12 protein-coding genes are annotated in these 19,700 nt (G+C 50.5%); 11 read left to right on the top strand and 1 reads right to left on the bottom strand.

Annotated features, from left to right (window positions below; genetic code table 11):
* Positions 1–21 precede the first annotated feature (21 nt).
* The 7 genes from LQV63_RS09055 to LQV63_RS09025 all read left to right on the top strand — a co-directional run bounded on the left by LQV63_RS09055 (position 22) and on the right by LQV63_RS09025 (position 12,292).
* Positions 22–573, top strand: a complete 552-nt coding sequence (locus LQV63_RS09055) for a GerMN domain-containing protein (protein WP_019421922.1) — start codon at positions 22–24, stop codon at positions 571–573.
* A 142-nt stretch (positions 574–715) separates the two neighbouring features.
* Positions 716–3,478, top strand: a complete 2,763-nt coding sequence (locus LQV63_RS09050; protein WP_233696454.1) for an S-layer homology domain-containing protein — start codon at positions 716–718, stop codon at positions 3,476–3,478.
* Positions 3,479–3,550: 72 nt separating this feature from the next.
* The gene (gene nth / locus LQV63_RS09045; protein WP_325175867.1) at positions 3,551–4,219 is read left to right on the top strand and encodes an endonuclease III; all 669 of its coding nucleotides are present in this window, start codon (positions 3,551–3,553) and stop codon (positions 4,217–4,219) included.
* A 26-nt stretch (positions 4,220–4,245) separates the two neighbouring features.
* Positions 4,246–4,518, top strand: a complete 273-nt coding sequence (locus LQV63_RS09040; RefSeq protein ID WP_019421925.1) for a hypothetical protein — start codon at positions 4,246–4,248, stop codon at positions 4,516–4,518.
* Positions 4,519–4,596: 78 nt separating this feature from the next.
* Complete coding sequence (locus LQV63_RS09035) at positions 4,597–8,370, top strand: dynamin family protein (protein ID WP_233696453.1); 3,774 nt, start codon at positions 4,597–4,599, stop codon at positions 8,368–8,370.
* Between the two features lie 272 nt (positions 8,371–8,642).
* Positions 8,643–10,415, top strand: a complete 1,773-nt coding sequence (locus tag LQV63_RS09030; protein WP_233696452.1) for an ABC transporter ATP-binding protein — start codon at positions 8,643–8,645, stop codon at positions 10,413–10,415.
* A complete protein-coding gene (locus LQV63_RS09025; protein ID WP_233696451.1) occupies positions 10,412–12,292 on the top strand; it encodes an ABC transporter ATP-binding protein in 1,881 nt (626 codons plus the stop codon). Before LQV63_RS09030 ends, LQV63_RS09025 begins: the two co-directional genes overlap by 4 nt.
* Before the next feature lie 816 nt (positions 12,293–13,108).
* Here LQV63_RS09025 and LQV63_RS09020 read toward each other — a convergent pair.
* Positions 13,109–14,035: a transposase gene (locus LQV63_RS09020; protein WP_233696450.1), complete on the bottom strand. Its 927-nt coding sequence runs from the start codon at positions 14,033–14,035 to the stop codon at positions 13,109–13,111.
* 739 nt (positions 14,036–14,774) lie between these two features.
* Between LQV63_RS09020 and LQV63_RS09015 the strand changes: the two genes are divergently transcribed.
* The 4 genes from LQV63_RS09015 (at position 14,775) to parE (ending at position 19,700) form a co-directional block, all read left to right on the top strand.
* Positions 14,775–15,590 (top strand): GDSL-type esterase/lipase family protein, encoded by an 816-nt coding sequence (locus tag LQV63_RS09015; RefSeq protein ID WP_019420474.1) that lies wholly within the window; start codon positions 14,775–14,777, stop codon positions 15,588–15,590.
* Between the two features lie 28 nt (positions 15,591–15,618).
* On the top strand, positions 15,619–16,584 hold the full coding sequence (locus LQV63_RS09010; protein WP_233696449.1) for an ABC transporter ATP-binding protein: 966 nt from the start codon (positions 15,619–15,621) through the stop codon (positions 16,582–16,584).
* Positions 16,577–17,566: an ABC transporter permease gene (locus tag LQV63_RS09005; protein ID WP_019420472.1), complete on the top strand. Its 990-nt coding sequence runs from the start codon at positions 16,577–16,579 to the stop codon at positions 17,564–17,566. The genes LQV63_RS09010 and LQV63_RS09005 overlap by 8 nt, the downstream gene beginning before the upstream one ends.
* 142 nt (positions 17,567–17,708) lie before the next feature.
* The gene (gene parE, locus LQV63_RS09000; protein WP_019420471.1) at positions 17,709–19,700 is read left to right on the top strand and encodes a DNA topoisomerase IV subunit B; all 1,992 of its coding nucleotides are present in this window, start codon (positions 17,709–17,711) and stop codon (positions 19,698–19,700) included.

The following is a 19,700-nucleotide window of genomic DNA, read 5'->3' as shown; positions in this document are numbered from 1 at the left end:
GTGTAAAGGAGGTCATTAGTGATGACAACACGTAAATGGTGGGGAATTGCCGCTGTCGTATTGTCCATTGCGCTCGTTGCCGGGTGCGGCTCTAAGCCTACCACGAATGCGGGGCAGCCGGAACAGCCAACGACAGAACAACCGACGACGGAACAGCCGCCGACAGATGGGCAGAAAGATAATAAACAAGAACAATCCATACAAGTATATGTCTCTGACGAAGAATTGATGGGATTAAAGACGTATGAGAAGAAGATTCAGTACGCAAATGACGAGGAGAAGTACAAAGCTGTCCTCGAAGCGCTGCAATCTTCCGATAACGACAGCGACATTCCATTGTGGAAGAAAATCGAATTCAAATCAGTCAAGATGGATAACGAAACGCTTGTCATTGACGTTCATATTCCGGAAGACGGCCATTTGGGAGCGGGCGGAGAGCAGTTTGCGCTTGAGGCGCTAACAAAGACTCTGTTCCAATTCAATGAAGTAAAAGCGATCGACGTTCTAGTAGACGGTGAAGCGGTAGAGAGCCTCATGGGGCATGTTACGCTAGAGCATCCTATTAAGCGCTAATCGGCTAAACGTGTCTATTGAACAACGATTATGATGAATCACTTAAAAATACCTATATTTATTGGAGAACAGGGGCAGGAATTGCCCCTGTTCTTGTCGAAAAAGAACATCTTAACGTAATAACCGTGGAAGGGGATGCACAATGAAATTGAATCACGAAAACCGCATGCGTAAGACAAGAACTATCGGGAGCGCGCTGTTAGCCTTGTCTTTAACGATGACATCATTGCCTATCGCAATGGCTGCGGAATCAGGAACTCCAACAAATAATCAGGTTGCAACCGCGTCCGGTGTCAGCCCAATGTTCAGCGATGTCAAGCTTGGACACTGGGCAGAGAAGCATATACATAAGCTTGCGGCATTAGGAATCCTGAAAGGAAACAACGGGAAGTTCCGTCCTGGTGACGATGTTACACAGCAAGAAGCGATTACGATGGCCATTCGCTTCATGGGACTTGAAGGAGATCTGAATACGACGGAAACGGTTGCGCTGCCGGAAGATTTCAAGGTAGGCAATTACTTCAAGCCTTACGTCGTGCTTGCGTTCCAGAAGGGTCTGCTGGATAAGAAGGAAGAGATGACGAATCCGGATCCGAAGAAGCCTTGGGGCGACGAGAAGGTAACGCGCGAATGGATCACGAAGATTTTGGTGCGCGCGGTCGGCAAAGAAGCAGAAGCGAAGGCACAAAATAAGCCAACCTCATTCGCTGACAACAACAAAATCAGTTCGTCTGCACTCGGCTATGTAAATACGGCGGTTGATTTGCAGATAACGACAGGCATGGCCGGCAACCGTTTTGAACCGCAAGGAAAAGTAACGCGTGATCAACTCGCGACGTTCTTCAGCCGTGGGGATAAGGTTGCGTCGATTCAGCATGCCACGGAAACATACGGATATGCCATGAGCCTGAGCGATCAGGAGATTCGTCTTTATACCGAAGACGGGAAGTCACAGACGTACCGCCGCGACAGCAAGACGACGTACTACAAGGGTGATAGTGAAGAGTCTATCAAGGCAAGCGACATCGCTCTATACACGAAAATCCGTGTTGTTGGAGAAGGGGGCGTAGCTTCCTATGTGGAATTAATCGATGCGCAGCCTAAAGTAGAGACGACGAGCGCCACACTGAAATATGTAGTCGCCAGAGACAATAAAATGTATGTGAAGAGCGACGGAACGGAAGATTTGACGGAGGTTTTCTTCGATAACACGACCGTAATTAAAGATGCAAGCGGCAATGCGATCGAGCCTTCCAAAATGACGACAGACAGCGTGTTGGAAATGAAACGCGAAACGTTCACGACCGAACGCAAAATCATTGAAATTCAAGTGAAGTCCGGTCCTGTGAACAAATCAGGCAAAGGCGCGATTGTGTCGGTTGATGCCACCAGCAAGTCGATAACGATTCAACCGGAAAGCGGCGACACTGAGACGTTTACGGTAGCGGATGACGCTATTGTCAGATACAAGGATCAGATTTTTACGAACGGCATCAAGGATTTGAAAGAAAAAGCCGCGATTACATATGTGGTGAAAAACAGCATTGTTCAGTCGATTGAGCTGACTGAATTGGCGGAAATGACGATTACCGGCACATTGTACGAAAAAGGCGCCGCAAAGACTAGCCTGACGGTGAAGAAAGACAACGGCAAGCTGGAAGCAAAAATGTTGGCGCGTGATGTCGAAATCGTCATGGAAGGTATGAAAAACCCGTCCTTCGATGAATTGATTGCCGGAGAGTATGGGGATCGCGTAGAGCTGACGATGAACAGCGAAGATCTCGTATCGCGCATTACGGCGGTCAATCGTAAAGTCGAAATGCTTATCGGCGTCACGATTCTCAACTATGACAAGACGAACAACCTGTTGACGGTTGTCGATGAGAAAAAAGACCCTTACGTATTGAGCCTGAACCATGGCACTCGTTTTGAAAACAATGGGAACCGTGTGTCGCTGGATGATATTGCGAGCGAATTAAGAAACGGCAAACGCAAAGCGAACATTCAATATACGGCTAAAAATGCGATTCTCGTCCAATTCGTTAACAAATTCGAGGGCACGTTCGTATTTGCAAGCACGACCGCCAAGACGGTAACGATGAAGCTTGCCAATGATCAGACAGTGACGCTGCCATTTAAGAACACGACGCTCAGTGTCGAGAAGTACGGCAAGAGCAATATGACGTTGACTGATCTGAACAATGGCGATAAGATTGTCGCTTACTTGACGGACGATCAGATTTCGATCTCCTCGTTGGCTGTTCGCCAAACGGAGCAGTTTGAAGTCGTGTCCCGCGACACTTCCGCTAACCGCATTCGGTTGCGCTCTTCAGGCACGACTATTGAAGAGTTCTATGTCGGCGGCGTACCGGTATATGACTTGAAGGACAATCGCATTAAGCTGGAAGACATTAAAGCAAATGATTTCGTAAATGTCGTATTGGACGGACGTTCCATCGTTGAAGTGCGTCAAGTTCAAGTTACTTACGGACGTGTGGATTCGATCGATACGAACACCGGCGTCTTGACAGTTCGCGACAATGCAGGCGATGTGTCGGTGCATCAGCTCGGCAAAAATGCGCAAATTCAAGTCGATCAGTCTTCTTCGAACCTGAGCGCACTCAAAACGGGAGACCGGGTTGAAGTACGCAAAGATGCGAAAGATTTGCCGGTCGCGAAGCTGGTTAGCGGCACGAAGCGCAGCTATTCACGCTATGATACACAAAATAGTGAGTTGTATGTAAAACGTTCGCTTTCGGAAAATAATTACATTTTCAAAATAACTCCAAATGCGTACATTCACTCCAGTGGTGACAAAATCAACCTCTCTTCCCTGAAAGAGGGCACAGATATTATGCTTTATTTTGTTAACAATCAGGTTGTTGAAATCGAGAAATTGTCTTAAAATACAATTGGGTTGAACGAGCCGTCTCATCCTTAGGGTGAGACGGTTTTTAGATGAAAGGAGTGGGGAAGGGTGGCAACCAGCGCGCGCGTACGCCGAATATTGGATACGATAGCGGAAATGTTTCCTGACGCGCATTGCGAGTTATATCATGCAAATCCGTTCGAATTAACGATTGCGGTTCTCTTATCTGCTCAATGCACGGATGAGACTGTGAACAAAGTGACGGCAACGTTATTTGAGAAATATAAAAAGCCGGAAGATTATATAGCTGTTCCACTGGAAGAATTGGAATCGGATATACGGCGCATCGGATTGTTTCGGAACAAAGCTAAAAATATTCAAAAGCTTTGTCAGATGCTGATTGACAAATACAATGGCGAAGTGCCGCAAGAGCATGAGTTGTTGACAGAGCTGCCGGGGGTCGGACGGAAGACGGCGAATGTCGTCGTATCCAATGCGTTTGGCGTACCTGCGATGGCGGTGGACACGCATGTTGAGCGGGTCTCGAAACGGCTGAAGCTGGCAGATGAGACTGACAGCGTGTTGGAAGTCGAGAAGAAGTTGATGCGTAAAGTGCCACGGGAAGAGTGGACAATTACGCATCATCGGTTAATCTTTTTTGGACGTTATCATTGCAAAGCGCAATCTCCGCGGTGCGAAATTTGCCCGCTGATCGATTGCTGTCGAGTGGGGAAAGCACGTATGAAAGCGACCAAACCGAGAAAGACTGGAAAATAAATGAATACGGATGGGAGTCGGTCGTGATGAAATGCATTTCGGTTTATACGAATGATTTTGAACAGTTCTCTGATATTTATGAAAAGGTGCTTCAAACTCCTCTTCAAGATGACGAGGAGCGGGAAATTGACGGCATAACGATATATGGAGCAGGTGAAGTGCCCGAGCAATATGTAGAACGGATGCGGCAGAAGCGGGATGTCGTAGTCATGCGCGTCAAGGATCAAGACATAACGATATTGCAGCACGGAGAACAGTTCGAAATCATTCTCCCCGAACAGCAAAATATGGTACACTAGAAACCGAGTCAAAGGCAAAAAGAGGAAGCCGATTGACTCGGTTTTTTCTATATATATTTATGGTCACCGGGGGATGCAATGATGGTAAAAACGAATCACGAGCAATGGAGAACAGCAGCCGCAGCTGCAGTGGACAGCGCAGATTCGCTTACAGTCTGGTTGCAGGAAAACGCAAGCTCCATGGAACAGACTGGCGATATGCTGCAGAGCGCCAAGATGCGTGAACTGCTTGCGAAATGGCAGGAACAAACGTTAATGATGACTTTTTGCGGGCATTTCTCCGCAGGGAAATCGACCGTTATCAATCAGTTGTGCGGCAGAGATTTACTGCCGTCGAGTCCTATACCGACTAGCGCCAATGTCGTGACCGTACGCTACGGTGACAGTCGCGCCGAGGTTATCCGCCGGAACGCAGCGAGCGAGGCTCAATCTGCCGAAACGGTTCCGCTTGAGCAGTTGGCTGAAGTATGCCGCGATGGCGAGACGGTAGAACGTGTCATCATATATGATGCCGTGGATTGGCTGAAGAACGGAGTCGCCCTGCTGGATACGCCTGGAGTGGATTCCACGGACGAATCACACCGGGCGGCCACGGAAGCTGCCATGCACTTGGCTGATGTCGTATTTTATGTGACGGATTACAATCACGTCCAATCTGAATATAACTTCGCCTTCGCCAAGGAAGTGGCGGATGCGGGCAAGCCGCTCGTATGGATCGTCAATCAAATCGATAAGCATCGGGAGCAGGAGCTTACGTTCGCCGCGTATCAAGACGATGTAAGCCGCGCTCTGGAAGCGTGGCAGCTGCATCCGGCTGCCGTCTTCTTTGTAACGTTAAAGGAGCCGAACCATCCGCACAATGAATGGAAGGCGCTCGAGCGTTATTTGCGGCAGAGCGTTCAAGACCGCGAGCGGCTTATCAGGTATGGCGTAGAGCAGGCTGCGCGTGAATTAATCGAAGCGCATGCGAAGCAATTGGCGGAGCCGCTTGAACAGGAGCGGCAATTATGGGTGGAGCAGGCGGGCGGCTCAGAAGCAGTTGCAGGCTTGCGTGAAGAGCATGCTCGTCTGACAGCACAGCTGGATGAAGCGGATCGGCAGGCAGAAGCAATAAAGTCGTCGTTTCAGACGGCTGTGCAGAAGCTGTTGCGCGACGCGAACCTTACGCCGGCAGTAACGCGGGATATGGCGCAGACATACTTGGAGACGCTGAAGCCCGGATTTAAGGTCGGGCTGTTTTTTACAGCCGCCAAGACCGCCGCCGAGCGGGAGCGTCGGCTGCAAGCCTTTGGAGCCTTGTGGAAGGAAGGCTTGCGCGCGAATGCGGAGGTGCACGTTATCCAGCTGTTAAGGGAGCTGGCTCGTCAAGCGGGAGCGGAAGAGCTGTCAGCGCAAGCGGAGATGGAAGCTGCCCTGCCGCAGCTGGATGAAGCATGGCTGCAGCAGGAGGTTCAGCCTGGCGCGTGGGGGACGGCAGAGTATACGCTAACCTATAGCCGCGCCATCAGTGATGAAGCGAAGGCGCTCCTGCGCCGGGTAGTGATGAAGCAGGCGGAGCCATACTTGTACGCGCTCGGTATGCAGTATGGCGCACAAGCAGACGAGCTGCGGAAGAGAACAGCGAAGCTGGACGCTGAGTTAGAGACGGATAGCCGCATCACAGCACGCGAGCGTGACCTTCGAGGCAGAGCAGAGCAAATGCTGCGCTCATGGGAAGCTGTTCAAGCAAGCGATGTGTCCGCGTGCGGATTGGCTGCTCTGCTGCCGGTACCTAAGCATGTTGAGGCAGAAGGGGACGACCTGCTCCTTAGACAGCCTGACACGACGTCTGACGAGCGCAGGACTGGTTCAGGTATATCTTCTCCTGAACCGATGAACCTGGCGCCAGCGAGCGGCGCCAACGCGCCGACGCATTTGCCGGAATCAGACCGCGCATCGCGTCATGCAGCGGATGCAAGCCGTGCCCGCCGCAGATTGCTGGAAGCCGCGACGCGGCTCAAGCAGGCGGCGGACGCGCTCGAACGGCTTCCTGCCGTGAAGCCGCTTGCGCAGGGCTTGCGCGACAAGGCGGAGCGGCTCGGCACGAACCGCTTCACCGTCGCGTTGTTCGGGGCGTTCAGCGCCGGCAAGTCCTCCTTCGCGAACGCCCTGATGGGCCGAGACGCCTTGCCGGTCTCGCCCAATCCAACGACCGCCGCCATCAATACGATTGCGGCGCCGACAGACGCGCACCCGCATGACACGGCGCGCGTCACAATGAAGAGCGAAGCGAAGATGCTGGCTGATCTTCGCTTCGCACTGGAAAGCATGGGCGAGGCTAATACGTCTGCCATGAGCATGGAGAAGGCGCTCATAGCCATCGACCGCTATCGCCCGGATACACTGCATCCGTCAGGCCGCCCGCATTACAGCTTCATTCAGGCGGTGAAGAGAGGCTACGAGGGCGCACGGCAGCATCTCGGCGAATCCCTGCACGTTAGCGCGGAGGAATATCGTGAGTACGTCAGAGAGGAATGGAAGTCCGCCTTCGTGGAACGGATTGATTTGTTTATCGACAGCCCCTTAACGGAACAAGGCTTCGTGTTCGTCGATACACCGGGAGCGGATTCCATTAACGCCCGCCATACCGGAGTAGCCTTTGAGTATATGAAGAATGCGGACGTCATTTTGTTCGTCACCTATTACAACCATGCTTTCTCGCAGGCGGACCGTCAATTTTTGACCCAGCTCGGGCGGGTGAAGGATGCGTTTGAACTGGATAAAATGTTCTTTGTCGTGAACGCGGCTGACCTCGCTGCTTCTGATGAAGAATTGAACAGCGTCATGGAATATGTGAGCGGGCGTTTGCTTGAGTTCGGTATCCGGGAGCCGCGCTTGTTCCCGGTGTCGAGCCTGCAGGCGTTGGATGCGAAGCTGAGCGGGCTAACCGGTCCGTTGGCTCAGTCCGGAATTGCCGACTTCGAGGAGGCCTTCATGCGATTTGCTTCCGAGGAGCTAGCAACGCTCAGCGTCGATGCGGCACTGAACGATATACGAAGAGTGGATTCTCAACTCAAAGCTATGTGGGATGCTGCGCATGCGGATGCATCCGAGAGGGCGAAGCAGACGGAGCGTATCCGGTCTGCAGAAGCCGAATCGATCAGGCGGTGCGATGAATGGCTGCAGCGGGATGAACGAAAGCGCATCGAGCAGGAAGCGGATGAGCTGCTGTACCATGTCAGACAGCGGCTGCAATATCGTTTCAACGACGGATTCGCTTATGCGTTCAACCCGGCCTCCTTGCGCAAGGATGAACAGAACATTGATACGGCTTTGGAGCGGTGTTACTTGGAATGGTCCCGTACGTTTATGAAGGAACTGACGAATGAGCTGTACGCGACGACGTTAAGACTGGAACAATCCGCGAAGCGGCTTGCGGTAAGCTATCGTATGCAGCTGGCTGGCAAGGTGGAGGAATACTTGCCGGGCTTTGCTGTGACCGCCGAATCGTTGCCGTCTTGGCCAACGCCGGATGTAACGGAAGGGGACTGGCTGAAGGACATGACGACACGTTGGCTCCGCAGCTTCTTCCGCAACAGCAAATCATTCTTTGAAGGCGGGGGACGCGATGGGCTGAGGCAAGCGCTTGAGGAACGTGCTCTGCAAGCCGTAACATCAGCTATTCAGGAACACCGGGAGCGGTTCGTAGAGCATATTGCGTACCATCTCACGGACACTGTCCGAGTGCTCCATTCCGAGCTTGCTGATGCGGTGCACGTGCATGCCGATCGGTTGGCGGATGCTTCCCGAACCGATTACGATCCGGAGCCGCTGCGCGCCGTCATGAAGGCAATAGAACGGACATTATCATGAGATGAATTGTTGTAGTTTCTATATCAAATCAGCATCAATGTTCCTTAGAAGCTTGCTCTGTACTAAGCAGGGTAAGCTTTCTTTTGTGGATAGGGGTTAGGATTAAAGGAAAACCGACGATTTAAAAGAAACGATTGGATTCGTTCCAAGTAATCTCGATTTAAGGAGGGATAGTCGATATTATGACGAAATTGCCGTTTTGCCGTTGAATATGCCTGATGATAAACTGCATTACATCTCACGAAGAACGAATAATGGGGAGGAGAAGTCCAATGAACGTCTTCAAGCAGCTCGGCTCGTTTTATTGGCCGAAGAGAGGCCTGCTGTTCGCATCGGTGTTCTGCTTAATGGTCGCGACCGCGCTTGGATTGGTATATCCCAATCTACTGCGCATCTTAATCGACGACGTTATAGCAGAAAATCGGTTCGAATGGGTGCCTTGGCTGGCGTTAACGGTTATTATCGTTGTCAGCGTAAAAGGCACCCTACAATTTTTGCACGGTTTCTTCGGCGGGCGCCTTGGAAACCACGTTGCGTACGAAATGCGCAACGCGTGTTACCGTAAGCTGCAATTTTTGTCGTTCCGCTATTACGACAAAGCGAGGACGGGCGATTTAATGTCTCGTTTGACCGCGGATTTAGAAGCGATCCGCAATTTTGTCGGATTTGGGTTTGCGCAAATATTAAATATGGTGCTGATGGTAGTCTTTGGTGCTGCCATGATGTTTTCCATAGACTGGCAGTTAACGCTAACTACGCTCGTATCAATTCCACTTCTCGTATTTGTTGCGATGCGGTTCGAATCGAAAATTCATCCCGCGTTTCGCGAAATGCGAATTACCTTCAGCCAGCTGACGACAGCGGTACAAGAGAATATTACCGGGGTGCGTACGGTAAAATCGTTTGCGCGCGAGAACTTTGAGGTGGAGAAGTTCTCCTCGCGTAACGAGGCATACAAAGATAATCAGATTTTCGCTGCCACGTTGTGGGGCCGCTACTTTCCGATTATGGAAATGCTCGCTTGCTTCTGCATCGTGCTGCTGCTTGCTATGGGCGGAACGAAAGTAATCAACGGTTCGCTGACGCTGGGCGAGCTGGTTGCTTTCTTTAGCATGATATGGTACATTATCGGACCGATGTGGGGGATTGGGTTCCACATTAATAACTATACGCAGTCGAAGGCTTCTGGTGAACGTGTGTTGGAACTGCTGGAGACTCAGGTTGATATCGAGACCCGATCGAACCCTATTATGCTGGAAGACGATAAGGTTCAAGGCCATGTGAAATTTGAGGACGTCACCTTCCGCTATGAAGGAGAGGTTGACGCGGTCAGTCATATTACGTTAGACGCCACACCAGGCAAAGTTATTGGATTGCTTGGCGGTACAGGCTCCGGTAAGTCGACCGTCATTCAACTTCTGATGCGGGCTTATGATGTGAAGCAAGGAAAAATTACGCTAGACGGTCACGATATCCGCAACATTGATTTAAATAGCTTGCGCAGCCAGATGGCGACCGTATTTCAGGAAACGTTCCTGTTCTCATCATCGATTTATAACAATATCGCATACGGCCGCGATGATGTGACAATGGACGATGTCATTCGTGTAGCGAAGCTGGCGAAGGCGCACGAATTCATTATGGAACTGCCATTAGGCTACGATACGATTGTCGGAGAACGCGGCATGGGGTTGTCGGGAGGCCAGAAACAGCGGATTGCTATCGCGCGGGCACTCTTGAAAGATCCGAAGATTCTTATTTTGGATGATGCGACCAGCGCCGTAGATATGGAGACCGAGCATGAAATTCAAGCCGGCTTCAAGGAGGTCATGAGAGGACGCACCGTGTTCATTATTGCACACCGTATTTCGTCCTTGCGCCATGCCGACGAGATTATCGTGCTGGAACAAGGCCGTATCGTACAACGCGGCAAGCACGAGCAGCTCATTCAAGAGCCGGGAACGTATCAAGATGTATTCTATATTCAATACGCAGACAAACTCGAAGGGGAGTCTGAGTCGACGAGAGAGCAGGTGAGAGCATGAGTGGAGGAAACCCATCCGCGGCTGCCGAGCGAAGGTCTGCAGGCCATGGAAGCGTTATCTCTGACGCTGCGGCCGATACAACGAAACGTTCACGCTTCGTCTATCAAGATGATGACGTCATCGAGAAGCCGTTTAACTGGGCGCAGATGCGGCGGCTGCTCGTCTACATGAAGCCGTATAAACGGCAGTTGCTCCCGGTTCTGATCGTGATGATGGTGCTTGGGACAATAACGAAGCTGGCAATACCTTTTCTCATCAGTTATGCGATTGACCACGCCATTCAACCGGCGGACGGCAATCCTTCTCTGCGACTGCTTTATATCATCGCAGGTACCGCACTCGGACTGTATATTATACAGTGGGGGGCAAACACGTTCCGCATCAAATTTATGAACGTAATCGGACAGCGCATCATTTACGATTTGCGCGCCGACTTGTTCAAGCACATTCAGAAGCTGTCCTTTCATTTCTATGACAAACGGCCGGCAGGTTCCGTGCTCGTCCGGGTGACGAATGATGTCAACTCCTTGCAGGAACTGTTTACGAACGGGGCCGTCAATACATTGGTCGATTGTATGCAATTGCTTGGTATTATCATTATTTTATTGTTCTTGAATGTTCAACTCGCGGTGGCGGTTATGATTACCGTGCCGATTATGTTTCTTGTATCGACGAAGCTGCGGAAGCGTATCCGTTTCGCTTGGCAGGATGTGCGGATCAAGCAGTCGCGCATCAATTCGCACTTAAACGAGGCGATTCAAGGTATTCGTGTTACGCAAGCGTACACACAAGAGCAAGCGAACATGGATTACTTCGATCACATGAATAGTGTGAACAAGAAATCGTGGGACCGTGCATCCGCGTTGAACCAAACATTCGGTCCGGTCATCGAAATTACGAGCGCCATTGGGGCATTCGTATTGTTCATGTACGGCTCTCATCTCATTCAAAGTGATGTAATTACCGTCGGCGTGCTATTCGCCTTCGCTCAGTGCGTTGGAAACTTCTGGGAACCAATTAACCGACTAGGTCAGATGTATTCACAGATGCTCATCGCGATGGCGTCTTCCGAGCGGATTTTCGAGTTCATGGACGAACAGCCGTCCGTAGGCGAAGAGGATCATGCGATGCAGCTGCCGCCGGTTCATGGTGATGTCGCATTCGAGAATATTCTATTCGAATATGAGAAGGGACGTCCAGCGCTGCGCGGCATCTCCTTGTCTGCTCAGGCGGGACAATCGATTGCACTCGTAGGACATACAGGATCGGGGAAGAGCACGATTATTAACTTGCTTTGCCGCTTCTATGACCCGACGGAAGGCCGGGTTGCAATTGACGGCTTTGACATACGGAATGTAACGCTGGAAAGCTTGCGTTCCCAGATTGGGATCGTGCTGCAGGATACGTTCATCTTCTCCGGAACGATTCGCGATAATATCCGCTTCGGACGTTTGGATGCGACGGACACGGAAGTCGAGGAGGCCGCGAAAGCCGTCTTCGCACACGATTTTATCGTAAATCTGAAAGACGGTTACGATACGGAAGTACAGGAGCGCGGGAACGTTCTCTCTATGGGGCAACGCCAGTTGATCTCGTTCGCGCGCGCATTGCTTGCGAACCCTCGCATTCTCATACTGGATGAGGCGACGGCGAGCATTGATACCGAGACAGAACTTAAGATTCAGGAAGCGCTGAAGACGCTCCTGGAAGGGCGCACATCATTCATTATTGCTCACCGCTTGTCGACGATCCGGGGCTGCGACAATATCGTCGTTCTGGATCACGGTGTCATTCAAGAGCAGGGCACGCACGAGCAGTTGATGCGCATGCGCGGTACGTACTACGGACTTGTAGCAGCACAATATAAATATATGTAGGCCTGCGCCACTGGGTTCATCAAGGCAGACTGACGAAGTAACTCGGCAGTCTGCCTTTTTAGTTAAAAGGTTAGCAGTAACCTAATCCTATCATGGGCCTTTCTCGTTTCCGTTACTTTACATTGATCCAATCTCCCCATCGCTCAGAAAGCGCCGCGTGCTGTATTGCCGACATACTTCCTGAGATATAATGAACAGTCATCGTGACATTGATTCGGCCGTGGATGAATCGCTGCTCTTGTATGTTCGATGACGTCCCTTATGCACACGATACGACTCGAGGATTGGACTAACATCGATATCCTTTGTTTCTCCCCTTATGACGACACTCTCCCATTCACTCAGAGAAAGAGCGCTACCGCTACACCAAACAAACTCTGTGGGTGTACCATCCTTACACATAGAGAGCCCCTGCTACACCAAACAAACTCTGTGGGTATACCGTCCTTACACAGAGAGAGTCACTGCTACACCAAACAGACTCAGTGAGCGTACCATCCTTACACAGAGATCCCATGCTACACCAAACAGACTCAGTGAGCGTACCATCCTTACACATAGAGAGCCCCTGCTACACCAAGCAAACTCTGTGGGTGTACCATCCTTACACAGAGAGAGTCACTGCTACACAAAACAGACTCTGTGGGCGTACCATCCTCACATAGAGAGCGCTACCGTTACACCGAAAGCTATGCGTGTGTACCCGAATAGGATTTTCTTGGGAAAGGATAAATATCTGCCTCCATAGGCATAACGATATGCTACACTTTCCGTCACACTAAACCTCGTCAATTTGTGAGGTTTAATCTATCCGTGTCATACCGCTCTGCGATATGGAGCGTGATGTGAAGGGTTTGGGGTGGAGCAGTACCGGGTTACGGATCCGGTGTCTGTAGACATGCACAAGTCTAACAAGCGTCCCCATGCGGATTCATGATGGGCAGACGCGTTGTGGCGGAAGCAATATTCGTCCAAGTATAACTGAAGGTGTTTTTCGCCTAGGCCGTGAAAGGTATCATTCAACCAGCGCCGAGCCTGGCTAAATGCACGGTATAAGCGGCTGCTGCGCTTGACTCGAAAGTCCTGACGTATTATCGAAACCTCGGGGACGGACTCAGAGACGTGATGAGCGATAAAGTTGTCGCAACCCGAACGAAGCAGGAGTTTGCCGGACATGTCTTTCCGGTTCACAAGCTTCATCTTGAGAACGATATTCTCCTCGTCAGGCGTGGCGGAAGTGGAGACGATGAGAGGGCATTCCTGAGGATGAAGGCTCAGAGTGTTAGAGGTTGGGCGAAAAGAGCGACCGAGGAAGGTCACGATACCTTGAACGGACGCATTCAGTGATCGGTTGCTATCATCACGGCTTATCGCAATACGTATTTTGTGCAATATCGACCAGGCAGTCTTGTAGGTAACTTTGAGTACCGAGCTGAGTTGGACAGCGTTGATGCCGGTATCGGATCGGGAGACGAGCCAGAACGCCGTGAGCCACTTCCGCAAGGGGGTGCGGCTGCCTTCCATGACGGTTCCAGCTGTCAGCGAGGTTTGATGATGGCAAGCGCGACACTCGTACAGTGGAAGCCGGCGTGTCCGGATGATATAGACACCGGTGTGCCGGCAACGCGGACAGACAAAGCCCTGAGGCCACTTTAACTCAAATAAGAAGGGCACGCAGGAGGATTCCGAAGGATAATGATGCTGTAGGTCCTCCAATTTGTCGATAGATTGCCATCCGTTCATCGCTTGATCCTCCTCAAATGAATTAAGAACAAATGTTCTTATGTACATTATAACGAACAAATGTTCTGACTTCAAGGAGGGTAACTAACAATTAGCAATAATTTTATAGTTAACGTGGAACAACGTTGTCTCGAAAATGCGAATGAATTTTCTGACTGAATGGGAGGGGAACGCTAAACGGGACATTAAGGCAATGATTGCACGCCCTACATAGTGGACGACGGTTATTCATCGGATGCCATATGATATTACTATAATGAGTGCGCTGGTCCCAATGATAAAAGGATGCTGTTTGTTGACAAAAATATAATTCATTTAAACCAGATACCTACAGCTACACAGCTATGTAGATACATACCTGAAGTAAGGGGAGAGTGGTGCTATACACTAAACTGAAGTAACGGCAAGAAGTACTATACGCGTTCAAATCTAAAGTAAGGCAGAGGAAGGGGGGATATACACGTGTTTTTAATCTGAATAAGGGAGTGCAGTGCTATATATGCACATTTTCTGACCGAATGGGAGAGTGGTGTAAGAAAGGTTTTTTCGAACGTACCGCACAGGTAAATGAGTTCCTCGCGAACTGGATAAAGATTCAAGTGATAGCTTAGCGTTCGGTATTATATTCGACGGGACTTGGGAGATTATTGAGCGCTAAAGTTTGCAAATGGATTCCCGAACAGGTAATGTATTGATATATCTTGGTGAGTGGGAACTTTATACGACTTGGGAGGGTAACATGAACCGCAAATCGACATCGCGATTATGGTCATGGATAGCGTTGTTCGGCTTATTGTCGACGCTCGTGTTGGCGGTAGGCTTCGGGTTCGGGGTCGCAGACATATTGTCGCCGGCCTCGGTTCCGTTCACGGAAATGCCGTCGGTTCAGACGCCGCCGGTAAAGGAAACCGCACAGGCTGACGAATGGCTTATTGCAACGATAGGCGATTCTTTGACTAGGGGGACCGGTGACGGCACAGGAGAAGGCTACGTGCGGCGTGTGGTCAAAATGCTGGACAAGGTTCAGGATAAACCAGTCACTCTCTTGAACAATATGGCGGTGAACGGAATGAGAGCCGATCAACTGTCCGAGCGATTGAATCAAGAAAGCATCGGCTATGTGCTGAAGAAAGCGAACATCGTTCTGCTTACGATTGGCGGCAACGATCTGTTTCAGAGCGCCCGCTCGGAACAATTCGGGGATCAATCGTTGAACCAGGATACGCTTCTTGCGAAGGCCGATCAAGGAGTTGTACATTTGAAGAAGGTGTTCGCTGGCATTCGAAAGTGGAATCCGGACGCACTCATTGTGTACGTAGGATTGTACAATCCGTTCACGGACTTGGAAGAAATGCGCGAAATCGGCAATAATGTCGTTCAGAAGTGGAATGATGCCGCTTTTCAAATGATTAACAAGGATAAAAATATGATTATGGTTCCAACCTTTGATTTGTTTCAGCAAAATATCGGCATGTACCTTTCCTCCGATCACTTTCATCCGAATGGTGACGGCTATCAAGCCATCGCGGAGCGAATCGTGCAAAGCATTCGGTAAGGACAGGTAAGGAGGTTCGGTATTTCACATGAACAGCGCCGCAGCTATCGTATTGTCGGTTCAGCAAGTAAAGAAAATGATCGGCCGTAAGCTGATTATTAAGAACGTCACGTTCGACGTCCGTGCTGGCGAAATATTCGGTTTTCTAGGACCGAACGGCTCTGGAAAGACGACGACGATCCGCATGCTCGTCGATTTAATTAAACCGACGGAAGGGCGAATCCAAGTGTGCGGTTTCGATGTAAATCGAGACCCGGAGAAAGCGCTTCGCTACGTTGGATCCATCGTCGAGAACCCGGAAATGTATAACTTTTTGACGGGCTGGGAAAATTTAGATCATTTCGCGCGAATGGTGCCTGAAATCGGCGATGACCGCATTCATGAAGTCGTTGAGATTGTCGGGTTATCCAATCGCATTCACGATAAGGTGAAGACTTATTCATTAGGGATGCGTCAGCGTCTGGGCATTGCGCAAGCGCTGCTGGGCCGTCCGAATTTGCTTATCCTGGACGAGCCTACGAATGGCCTCGATCCGCTTGGAATTAAAGAGTTGCGGGCATTTATTCGCACGCTGGCCGACAGCGGGATGGCCGTCTTTGTGTCCAGCCATTTGCTGAGCGAAATTCAGCTCATGTGTGACCGGGTTGCCATCATCAGCCGGGGAGAAGTGTTGGCAGTCGACGACGTGGAGCAGCTATTGACCGGACGCAACCAATTTGTTATTTGGCAGGCGAAGCCGGAAAAGAAGGCGCGGGACATCTTGTCTGCGAGCGGTGCTGTCACGTTCTTCAACCGTGAAGACGAAGTGATCGACGAAGCGGTATTAGTAGGTGTGCCTGATTATGCTATCTTGACGGAGACGCAGCCTGAGAGCATCGCCGAGTTGAACCGTAAATTAATGGAGGCTGGCGTCGAAGTAGAGGGCATTCAGCGCATTATGCCGACTCTGGAGCAGTTATTCCTGGAGATAACGGAGGGAGAACGCATTGAGTAGCTTGCTGCCGCTAATTCAGAATGAAACGATAAAAGTGTTGAAGAAGAAACGGTTCTATGTCGTTCTGCTGATTCTCATCGTTCTCATTCCGGTGTTTACCTATGCTCAGATGAAAATCGCTCAGAACAATCGAGAGAAATTCAATCAAGATTGGCGTCTAGAGCTGCAGCAGCGTATTACGGACATTCAGAATACGCTCGGCAGTGACCGGGTGCCGGAAGAATGGAAGAAATATCGGCGCATTATGCTGCAGCAATTGCAATATTATTTGGACCACGACGTTAATCCTGATGAGCCGAACGGAGTGACCTTTACACGAACGTTCATGGATAACGCGGTGACGCTGTTTATTCCGTTGCTCGTCATGGCCATCGCGAGCGATATTGTATCATCCGAGCGTTCTACCGGCACGATTAAGATGCTGTTGACCCGGCCAGTGCGAAGGTGGAAGGTGCTGCTCAGCAAATGGATCGTACTCATGATGTTCACGGGAATCATCGTCATTCTTACAGCTCTGCTTGCCTATTTAATTTCTGGCATGGTATTTGGCTATGGTGGCTGGACGTTCCCTATATTTACAGGATTTGCGCTTTCGGGAACAGAGGTGAATTTTGATACAGTCCATATTGTACCGTCGTGGATGTATATGCTCATGCAGTGCGGGCTCATATGGTTCTCGAGCGTCGTCGTTGCAGCGCTTGGCTTCATGATCTCCGTGCTTGTCCGTAGTACGGCGGCAAGTATCGTAACATTGATGGCCACGCTCATCGCCGGCAGCATACTGTATAACATGGCCTCATCGTGGCCGACGGCGAAATATTTATTTATGATCAACTTGAAATTAACAGATTATTTGGCAGGTACACCGGCGCCTGTCGAAGGAATGAGCCTCCCTTTTTCACTCGGTGTATTGGCCGTCTGGGGGATTGCCGGATTGTTTGTCGCATTCCGTGTCTTTACGAAACAGGACATTTTGAATTAGAATATACAAGAATGCGAAACATCTGTTTGCATCCGGACGATATAATGGTATGGAGGCATACCTTCCTTCGCTCGGACGCGACAGATTTTCTTTTGCCGACGAAAGTTGGAACGCTAAATGTATTTTTGAAGGAGGAGCATGAATGGTCGAGCAAATCGATTCGTTCGGACAGCTACCGGGAAATAAGGGGGCAGCGAGCAACCACAATTCAGACTACGGGGCTGACGACATTCAAGTGCTCGAAGGGCTTGTCGCGGTTCGTAAACGGCCGGGGATGTATATTGGCAGTACAAGCTCCTCGGGGCTTCATCATCTGTTATGGGAAATCGTAGACAACGCCGTCGACGAGCATCTCGCCAAATTTTGCTCCCAGATTGATGTGACGGTTCATAAGGACCAGTCGGTCACCGTGCGCGACAATGGCCGCGGAATACCGACCGGAATGCATAAGACAGGAGTACCGACTCCACAGGTCGTATATACGATTTTGCATGCCGGCGGTAAATTCGGCGGTGCAGGCTACAAGAAGTCGGGCGGGCTGCATGGTGTGGGCGCTTCTGTAACGAATGCGTTATCGGAATGGCTTGAGGTTGAAATTTGTCGTGAAGGAAAGATTCATCGTCTGCGGTTTGAGACTTGGGTAGATGACGACGGCAAGGAACACGTCGGGGAACCGGTTACCGGACTGGAGATTATCGGGAATACGAACCGCACAGGCACGAAAGTAACATTTAAGCCTGATACGAAGGTATTTCACGGCAATATACATTTGAATTATGACAATCTTGCCGAGCGTTTGCAGGAGATTGCTTTTTTGAATTCGGGCCTGCAAGTCACATTGAAGGATGAGCGATCGGGGAAGTTGGAAACTTTCCTATATGATGGCGGAGCGAGTGAATTTGTACGGTATTTGAATGAGGACAAAACGGTCCTGCATGATGTCATCCATTTTGTTGCGGACAAAGACGACATTGAAGTAGAAATTGCGCTTCAATACAACGACGGTTATACGGAGACGCTAGTATCCTTTGTTAACTCCATCCCGACACGTGGAGGCGGAACGCACGAAACGGGCTTTAAGACCGCATATACGCGTGTCATGAACGAATATGCGCGGAAAAATACGCTGCTCAAAGAGAAGGATAAAAACTTGGATGGGAATGACCTGCGCGAAGGCATGATGGCGGTCATTAACGTCAAGATGTCAGACGTGGAATTCGTCGGACAGACGAAGGATCAACTGGGCAGCGCAACAGCCCGCGGCTCGGTCGACACGATCGTAGCCGAGAACATGAGCATTTTCTTGGAGGAGAACCCTCAAGTTGCGCAAATGCTCGTGAAGAAAGCGATTCAAGCATCGAGAGCACGCGAAGCGGCACGTAAAGCGCGCGAGGAAGTGCGGACCGGCAAGAAGCGCAGCGAAAGCTCCAATTTGAATGGCAAGCTGACTCCGGCGCAATCCAAGGATTATACACGCAACGAGCTGTTCATCGTGGAAGGGGATTCCGCGGGCGGGTCGGCGAAGCAAGGCAGAGATTCGAAGACGCAGGCTATTTTGCCGTTGAAAGGCAAGCCGATGAACCCGGAGAAGGCGAAGCTGGTCGATATTTTGAAAAATGATGAGTATCGCACTATCATCCACGCGATTGGAGCGGGGGTAGGTCCGGAATTCGAAGTAGAAGAGAGCAATTATGCCAAGGTCATTATAATGACCGATGCCGATACGGATGGAGCGCACATCCAGGTGCTGCTGCTCACTTTCTTTTACCGGTATATGAAGCAGTTAATCGATAACGGGCGGGTATACATTGCGCAGCCGCCGCTATACAAGATTACACATAAAAAAGGCAAGCATGCGACGATCCGTTACGCTTGGACCGATGAAGAGCTGAATAGTTACTTGAAGCAGTTCGGACAGAACGCCGAAATACAGCGTTACAAAGGTCTGGGTGAGATGAACCCGGATCAGCTGTGGGAAACGACGATGGATCCGGAGACGAGAACACTGCTGCAGGTGCAAATTGACGATCCGGCGAAGGCGGAACGGCGCGTATTGACGCTAATGGGCGACAAGGTGGAGCCGCGTAAGCGTTGGATTGTCGAGAACGTCGATTTTACGGAGTTTGAGGAATAG

Origin of the sequence: Paenibacillus profundus (assembly GCF_021369635.1) — a bacterium.
In the GTDB taxonomy this organism is placed as follows: Bacteria; Bacillota; Bacilli; order Paenibacillales; family Paenibacillaceae; genus Paenibacillus_B; species Paenibacillus_B profundus.
Note: the sequence above shows the minus strand (reverse complement) of the source record. Positions and strands in the feature narration are given on the sequence as shown.